Raw genomic sequence first — 7,074 nt, 5'->3', positions numbered from 1 at the left:
GATCCAGCACTTGGCGGGCATGAAGGACAGCAAGGTGATCGTCGCGATCAACAAGGACGCGGAAGCGCCGATCTTCAGCGTGGCCGATTACGGTCTCGTCGGCGATCTGTTCGCGGTCGTGCCGGAACTGGTGAAAGAGCTGGGCTGAAGCCGCGCCGGGTGAATCGCATTCGCCATGACACGAACGAGGGCGCGACGGATGTTGCGCCCTTTTTTTCGGCTATCCAGGTAAGGGAGGAGACAGGACGATGAGCTACCACGCCCCGCTCAAGGACATGTTGTTCGTGATGAAGGAGCTGGCCGATATCGACGGCATCGCCGCGCTGCCCGGTCACGAGGACGCAGGCTTCGAGACTGCGCAGGCGGTCGTCGAGGAAGCGGCGCGCTTCTGCGGCGAAGTGATTGCACCGCTGAACGTCGCGGGCGACCGGGAACCCAGCGCGTGGGCCAACGGCGAAGTCACCACGACGCCCGGTTTCAAGCAGGCCTTCCGGCAGTTCGCGGAGGGCGGCTGGCAGGGCGTCGTGCATCCGGCGGATTTCGGCGGACAGGGCTTGCCGAAGCTGATCGCGACGCCGTGCATCGAGATGCTCAACTCGGCGAATCTCTCCTTCGCGCTGTGTCCGCTCCTGACCGATGGCGCCATCGAAGCATTGCTCACGGCCGGCAGCGACGCACAGAAGGCGCGCTATCTGCCGAAGTTCATCTCGGGCGAATGGACCGGCACGATGAACCTGACCGAGCCGCAGGCCGGTTCCGATCTCGCGCTGGTGCGCACGCGTGCCGAACCGCAGGGCGACGGCACCTACAAGCTGTCCGGCACGAAGATCTTCATCACGTACGGCGAGCACGACATGGCGGAAAACATCGTGCATCTGGTGCTCGCGCGCACGCCTGACGCGCCCGAAGGCGTGAAGGGCATCTCGCTGTTCCTCGTGCCGAAGTTCCTCGTCAACGACGACGGCTCGCTGGGCGCGCGCAACGACGTGCACTGTGTGTCGATCGAACACAAGCTGGGCATCAAGGCGAGCCCGACCGCCGTGCTGCAATACGGCGATCACGGCGGGGCGGTGGGCTATCTGATCGGCGAGGAGAATCGTGGCCTCGAGTACATGTTCATCATGATGAACGCGGCGCGTTTTGCCGTGGGCATGCAGGGCATCGCGGTGGCGGAACGCGCCTACCAGCAGGCCGTGGCCTATGCGAAGGAACGCGTGCAGAGCCGTCCGGTCGACGGCAGCGCGAAGGACCCCGTGACCATCATTCATCATCCGGACGTGCGCCGCATGCTCTCGACGATGCGCGCCTATACCGAAGGCGCCCGCGCGCTCGCGTACGTGGCGGCGTCGCACAGCGACCTGGCCCACGCTCACGCCGACGACGACGCGCGCCAGAGCCATCAGGCCATCTACGAGTATCTCGTGCCGATCGTGAAGGGGTTCAGCACGGAGATGTCCGTCGATGTCGCGAGCCTCGGTGTGCAGGTGCATGGCGGCATGGGCTTCATCGAGGAGACGGGCGCGGCGCAGCATTATCGCGATGCCCGCATCCTGCCGATCTACGAAGGCACGACCGCGATCCAGGCGAACGATCTGGTTGGCCGCAAGACCGTGCGCGACGGCGGCCGCACCGCGCAGGCGCTGCTCGCACAGATCGACCAGACCATCGCGGCGCTCGCCGAGATCGAAGGCCAGCCGTTCACGTCGATGCATCGGCATCTGAGCGCGGGATCGCTGTCGCTGGCGCGAGCGATCGAGTTCGTCATCGCGAAGTTCAAGAGCGATCCGAACGCGGTGTTCGCGGGCAGCGTGCCGTACCTGCGGCTGGCGGGCGTCGTGCTGTGCGGATGGCAGATGGCGCGCGCGATGCTCGTCTCCCACGCGAAGCGCCCGGAGGACGAACGCTTTCATACGGCGAAGATTGCGACGGCGGAATTTTTCGCGGAGCATATCCTGTCGCTGGCGCCGGGCATCGAGGCGTCAATCGTCAGCGCGAATGGCCGCGAAGGCGTGCTGGCCTTGAGCGAAGACCAGTTCTAGCAAGACAAACGGCGCCGTGAAAGGCGCCGTTTGTGTCTGGTGCCTGGAAAGCTCAGGCGTTCGCGTAGCCCGGGCGGCCGTTCACGCCGACGTTGCCTTCATAGCGATGCACCGAGAGATCGTCGGCACGGATGGCAGGCTGCTTGCCCGACATCAGGTCCGCCAGCAACTGGCCCGAACCGCACGACATCGTCCAGCCAAGCGTGCCGTGCCCCGTGTTGAGGAACAGGTTCGGCATGCGCGTGCGGCCGACGATCGGCGTGCCGTCCGGCGTCATCGGGCGCAGGCCGGTCCAGAAGCTGGCCTTCGCGGTATCGCCGCCGCCGGGGAACAGGTCGTTCACGCACATTTCCAGCGTTTCGCGGCGCGCCTGCTTCAGTTCCTTGCTGAACCCGACAATCTCCGCCATGCCGCCTACGCGGATACGGTCGTCGAAACGCGTGATGGCGATCTTGTAGGTTTCGTCGAGCACCGTGGAAACCGGCGCACGCCCGGCATCGACGATCGGCGCCGTGAGCGAATAGCCCTTCAGCGGATAGACCGGAATCTTCACGATATCGCGCAGCAGCTTCGGCGAATAGGAGCCCAGCGCGACGACGTACGAATCCGCCGTCACCCGTTCCTGACCGCACTGCACGCCCGCGATTCGGCCGTTGGCGACGAGCAGCGCATCGATGGACGTGTTGTAGCGGAACTTGACGCCGAGCGCCTCGGCCATCGCGGCGAGACGCGTCGTGAACATCTGGCAGTCGCCGGTTTCATCGTTCGGCAGGCGCAGCCCGCCCGTCAGCTTGTGCGACACGGCGGCGAGCGCCGGCTCGGCCTGCTTCAGTTCGTTCGCGGTCAGCAATTCGAACGGCACGTTGGCCTCCTTCAGCACGTCGATGTCCTTGCCGGCACCATCGAACTGTTGCTGCGAGCGGAACAGCTGCAGCGTGCCGCCGGTGCGGCCTTCGTACTGGATGCCGGTGTCGGCGCGCAGCGCCTGCAGGCAGTCACGGCTGTACTCGGCGAGGCGCACCATGCGGCCCTTGTTGACCGTATAGCGATCCTGCGTGCAGTTGCGCAGCATCTGCCACATCCATTGCAGCTGGTTCATCGTGCCGTCGAGCCGGATGGCGAGCGGCGCGTGCTTCTCGAACATCCATTTCACCGCCTTGAGCGGCACGCCCGGCGCGGCCCACGGCGAGGCATAACCCGGCGAGATCTGTCCGGCGTTCGCGAAACTCGTTTCGAGCGCGGGGCCTGCTTCGCGGTCGATGACCGTGACGTCGTGGCCCGCGCGTGCGAGGTAATAGGCGCTCGTCACGCCAACGACGCCGCTTCCGAGAATAACGATTCGCATGAAAACTCCGACCCGATTCGGTGACGCTTCCGAATGCGCGTGCTTTAAGTGGATCGACGCGGCAATCTGAAGCTCGTATAGTGTTATCGACTATGGTATGGACATCGAGGCAGTTTTAGTTATTGTATTTGGACGGTTTTCAGGAAAAAGACATGAGAACGCAGCGAAATCCCGTCCGCACCCTCGACAAGCTCGACCGCAAGATCCTGAACATTCTTCAGGAGGACGGCCGTATCGCGATGAAGGACCTGGCGGAGCGTGTGGGACTCTCGGTGACGCCGTGCATCGAGCGCGTCAAGCGCATGGAGCGCGACGGCGTCATCACGGGCTACTACGCACGCGTGAATCCCACCGAACTGGGCGCGGCGCTGCTGGTGTTTGTGGAAATCACGCTCGATCACAAGAGCGGCAACATGTTCGAGCAGTTTCGCCGCGAGGTGCAGAAGATTCCCGAGGTGCTCGAGTGCCATCTCGTTTCCGGCGACTTCGACTATCTGATCAAGGCGCGCATCGGCGAAATGGCCGACTACCGCAAGCTGCTCGGCGACATCCTGCTGCAACTGCCGGGCGCGGTGCAGTCGAAAAGCTACGTGGTGATGGAGGAGATCAAGGAGACGCTGAAGATTCTCGTCGAGGTGTGATTCTTAGCTTGCGTTGCCGTCCGACTACTGTATATTTGTACAGTATTGTTTGATGGGTTTGCTGCAATGGCTTCGCCTGACCGTGAATATCCTGTCGCGCCGCCCGCGCCGCTGAAAGGGCGCGGCGCGGTCACGAACCTTCAGGGGCGCTACGAGAAGGACGAGCGCGAGAGCGTCGACGACGGCTGGCTGCATACGGCCGAAGGCGAGGAAGAGGGCGCGCGGCCGCTGCGCACGCAAATCTTCGAAGAGCGCGCGAAAAGCATCCTCACGCGCAACAGCTCGCCGGACATCCCGTTTTCAGTCTCGCTCAACCCGTATCGGGGCTGCGAGCACGGCTGCATCTACTGTTTTGCGCGGCCGACGCACAGCTATCTCGGGCTGTCGCCAGGACTCGATTTCGAGAGCCGCATCTACGCCAAGGTCAACGCGCCCGAACTGCTCAAGCGCGAACTCGCGAAGTCGAATTACGAGCCCGAGCCCATTGCGCTCGGCGTGAACACGGACGCGTATCAGCCCGTCGAGCGCGACCTGCGGCTGACGCGCCGCGTGATCGAGGTGCTGCACGACTGCGGCCATCCGTTCGCTGCCATCACGAAGAATTCGCTGATCGAGCGTGACATCGACCTGCTTGCGTCCATGGCGCAGCGCGGGCAATTCATGGCCGCCGTTACCATCACGACACTGGACGCGGATATCGCGCGCACGCTGGAGCCGCGTGCATCGACGCCTTCACGGCGTCTGCGCACGGTGCGCGCGCTCGCGGATGCGGGCATTCCGGTGGGCGTCAGCATCGCGCCGGTGATTCCGTTCGTCACGGAGCCGGATCTGGAGCGGGTGCTGGAAGCTTGTGCGGAGGCGGGTGCGACGAGCGCGAGCTACATCGTGCTGCGCTTGCCGTGGGAAGTCGCGCCGCTGTTCAAGGACTGGCTGGCCGCGCACTTTCCGGATCGCGCGGACCGCGTGATGAGCCGCGTGCGCGACATGCGCGGCGGCAAGGACTACGACGCGAATTTTTCGACGCGCATGAAAGGCGAGGGTCTGTGGGCCGACATGCTGCGGCAACGCTTTCGCCAGGCAACCCGGCGGCTTGGACTGAACGCACGGCAGCGCGGCATTCTGGATATGCCCGAGTTCCAGCGCCCGGAGAAACCGGCTACCGCGAAGGCGGCAGCGCCGCCGCCGAATCCGCAGCTCGACCTGTTCTAGCGCTTATTGCGAGAGCGTCTTGGCCGCCTGGACCTGTCCTTCGAAATACGTCTGGAAGGTCAGCGCGAGACCGGTCATCAGCAGGAAGGCGCCGATCAGCAGCGAAAAGATCACGATGAAGATGACGGTCCAGCCGGAGCGGCTGTTGCGCCCGGTGTGGGCGTTGAACTGCGCGTCCCATTTGGCGTCGGGGCGCAGGCCATAGACGATGGCCGACAGAAACGCCGCCAGCAGCGAAACGGCGCCGGGAAAGGCGAGCGCCCAGCCGAGCAGCGAGGCGCGCTCGGTTTCCTTCAACAGCAGATAGCCGAACGCCCCCAGCACGATGCCGACGCTATGCGCCCAGCCATACTTGTCGCGCAGTCCATACAGATAGAAGCGATGCAGGCCGATCGAGCCGAACAGGAACGCGAGTGCCGCGGTGAGCGTCTTCGAACGGAAATAGGGCGGGACCTGCTTGCCGGCAGGCTTCGAGCCGGAGGGCGTGGCGACGGACGAGGAAGTCATCAGCGAAGGCGGTGGTAAAGAAGCGTGCGGGAGAGTGCAGCGGGAGTGCGGGCGTCATTTTACGCCCGCGCACGCCCCGAACACCGATGCCACGATGCCGCACGGGACTGATTTCCGGTATCCGACAAGCTTGCGAAACGATCCTCCGCACGACCCCGCATCCAAAAAATGCTTCAAGTGTTTGTTAGCGCTGCGGAATCCGGCTATAATCGCCTGTTCTCGTTGTTCCGAACCCCGGTTTTCAAGGATTTCAGCATGGTCATCATCCGCTTGGCTCGTGGCGGCTCGAAGAAGCGCCCGTTCTACAACATCGTCGCAACTGATTCGCGTAGCCGTCGTGACGGCCGCTTCATCGAGCGCGTGGGTTTCTACAACCCGGTCGCCACGAAGGGCGAATCGCTCCGTATCGCTCAGGACCGCCTGACGTACTGGAAGGAAGTCGGCGCACAACTGTCGCCGACGGTCGAGCGCCTGGTCAAGCAGGCTCAGCAAGCTCAGCCGGCTGCCTAAGTCGCTGCGCATGCTGGCTTAGACCACGCAACACAACGCTCGAAACCTGCCCAAAGGCTCGCCGATGTCCACGCGCGATTCAGAATCCGGACGCGCTGCCGGAAGCATCGGCCAGCCGAAGCCGGGGCAAGATGAAGGTTCCGCCACGTTTGGCGCATTCGTCCGCAAGCCGGGCGGGCGCCGCGTGGCGACCGACGTTTCGAGTGGCAAGGTTTCGAGCAGCAACGCGAGCGGTACTCAGCCGGACGGCGCAATCGAGCCGGTCGAGGCTTTGCCTGAAGACGCCGTCGAAGTCGGTTTCATTGCCGATGCCTACGGTCTCAAGGGCTGGGTCAAGGTTGTGCCGCACGCCAGCGGCAAGCAGGGCGGCGACGCCTTGCTGAGCGCGAAGCGCTGGTGGCTCGTAAAGGGTCGCGAACGCAAGTCCGCGCGCTGCATGCAGTCCAAGGTGCACGCCGACACCATCGTCGCGCGCCTCGGCGGCTGCGATGACCGCGATCTGGCCATGTCGCTGAAAGGGCATACGGTGCATATCGCGCGCAGCGATTTCCCGAAGCTCGCCAGCGAAGACGAATTCTACTGGGTCGACCTGCTCGGCCTGGATGTCGAAAACGAAGCCGGCGTGGCCCTGGGCCGCGTCGCGGATCTGATCGACAACGGCGCACATTCCATCCTGCGGATCGAATATCCGGATACCAGCAAGGATGGCGCGCCCGTCACCGGCGAGCGGCTGATTCCGTTCGTCGGCGTGTATGTGAAGACGGTGGACCGCGCGGCGAAGCGTATCGTCGTGGACTGGGACGCCGACTATTGAACCTCGGCA

7 protein-coding genes and 1 pseudogene are annotated in these 7,074 nt (G+C 64.1%); 6 read left to right on the top strand and 2 right to left on the bottom strand.

What is annotated here, in order from left to right; genetic code table 11:
• Both QCE62_RS10935 and QCE62_RS10930 read left to right on the top strand, forming a co-directional pair.
• Positions 1-148, top strand: a pseudogene (locus QCE62_RS10935) (electron transfer flavoprotein subunit alpha/FixB family protein); the annotation flags it as partial.
• A 100-nt stretch (positions 149-248) separates the two neighbouring features.
• On the top strand, positions 249-2,039 hold the full coding sequence (locus QCE62_RS10930) for an acyl-CoA dehydrogenase (protein WP_309917554.1): 1,791 nt from the start codon (positions 249-251) through the stop codon (positions 2,037-2,039).
• Between the two features lie 52 nt (positions 2,040-2,091).
• On the opposite strand, the gene QCE62_RS10925 is transcribed toward QCE62_RS10930, so the two are convergent.
• Positions 2,092-3,384 carry a D-amino acid dehydrogenase gene (locus QCE62_RS10925; protein ID WP_309917551.1) on the bottom strand — a complete coding sequence of 431 codons (1,293 nt, stop codon included), beginning with the start codon at positions 3,382-3,384 and terminating at the stop codon, positions 2,092-2,094.
• Positions 3,385-3,536: 152 nt separating this feature from the next.
• Here QCE62_RS10925 and QCE62_RS10920 point away from each other — a divergent pair, with 152 nt between their 5' ends.
• Positions 3,537-4,025 carry a winged helix-turn-helix transcriptional regulator gene (locus QCE62_RS10920; protein ID WP_309809267.1) on the top strand — a complete coding sequence of 163 codons (489 nt, stop codon included), beginning with the start codon at positions 3,537-3,539 and terminating at the stop codon, positions 4,023-4,025.
• Between the two features lie 66 nt (positions 4,026-4,091).
• Complete coding sequence (locus QCE62_RS10915; protein WP_309917548.1) at positions 4,092-5,234, top strand: PA0069 family radical SAM protein; 1,143 nt, start codon at positions 4,092-4,094, stop codon at positions 5,232-5,234.
• 3 nt (positions 5,235-5,237) lie between these two features.
• Here the strand turns inward: QCE62_RS10915 and QCE62_RS10910 are convergent, their stop codons facing one another.
• The gene (locus QCE62_RS10910) at positions 5,238-5,741 is read right to left on the bottom strand and encodes a hypothetical protein (RefSeq protein ID WP_309917545.1); all 504 of its coding nucleotides are present in this window, start codon (positions 5,739-5,741) and stop codon (positions 5,238-5,240) included.
• Positions 5,742-5,996: 255 nt separating this feature from the next.
• On the opposite strand from QCE62_RS10910, the gene rpsP reads away from it, so the two are divergent.
• Together rpsP and rimM are read left to right on the top strand one after the other, a co-directional pair.
• Positions 5,997-6,251 carry a 30S ribosomal protein S16 gene (gene rpsP / locus QCE62_RS10905; RefSeq protein ID WP_309811632.1) on the top strand — a complete coding sequence of 85 codons (255 nt, stop codon included), beginning with the start codon at positions 5,997-5,999 and terminating at the stop codon, positions 6,249-6,251.
• 64 nt (positions 6,252-6,315) lie between these two features.
• Entirely contained in the window at positions 6,316-7,065 is a 750-nt protein-coding gene (gene rimM, locus QCE62_RS10900; protein ID WP_309917543.1) for a ribosome maturation factor RimM, read from the top strand.
• Positions 7,066-7,074 lie beyond the last annotated feature (9 nt).

The organism is Caballeronia sp. LZ033 (genome assembly GCF_031451265.1).
GTDB lineage: Bacteria > Pseudomonadota > Gammaproteobacteria > Burkholderiales > Burkholderiaceae > Caballeronia.
Note: the sequence above shows the minus strand (reverse complement) of the source record. Positions and strands in the feature narration are given on the sequence as shown.

Bases quoted from the DNA above. Each gene is read 5' to 3' on its own strand.
- QCE62_RS10930 (WP_309917554.1), top strand. From the start codon at position 249: ATGAGCTACCACGCCCCGCTCAAGGACATGTTGTTCGTGATGAAGGAG.
- QCE62_RS10925 (WP_309917551.1), bottom strand. From the start codon at position 3,384: ATGCGAATCGTTATTCTCGGAAGCGGCGTCGTTGGCGTGACGAGCGCC.
- QCE62_RS10920 (WP_309809267.1), top strand. From the start codon at position 3,537: ATGAGAACGCAGCGAAATCCCGTCCGCACCCTCGACAAGCTCGACCGC.
- QCE62_RS10915 (WP_309917548.1), top strand. From the start codon at position 4,092: ATGGCTTCGCCTGACCGTGAATATCCTGTCGCGCCGCCCGCGCCGCTG.
- QCE62_RS10910 (WP_309917545.1), bottom strand. From the start codon at position 5,741: ATGACTTCCTCGTCCGTCGCCACGCCCTCCGGCTCGAAGCCTGCCGGC.
- rpsP (WP_309811632.1), top strand. From the start codon at position 5,997: ATGGTCATCATCCGCTTGGCTCGTGGCGGCTCGAAGAAGCGCCCGTTC.
- rimM (WP_309917543.1), top strand. From the start codon at position 6,316: ATGTCCACGCGCGATTCAGAATCCGGACGCGCTGCCGGAAGCATCGGC.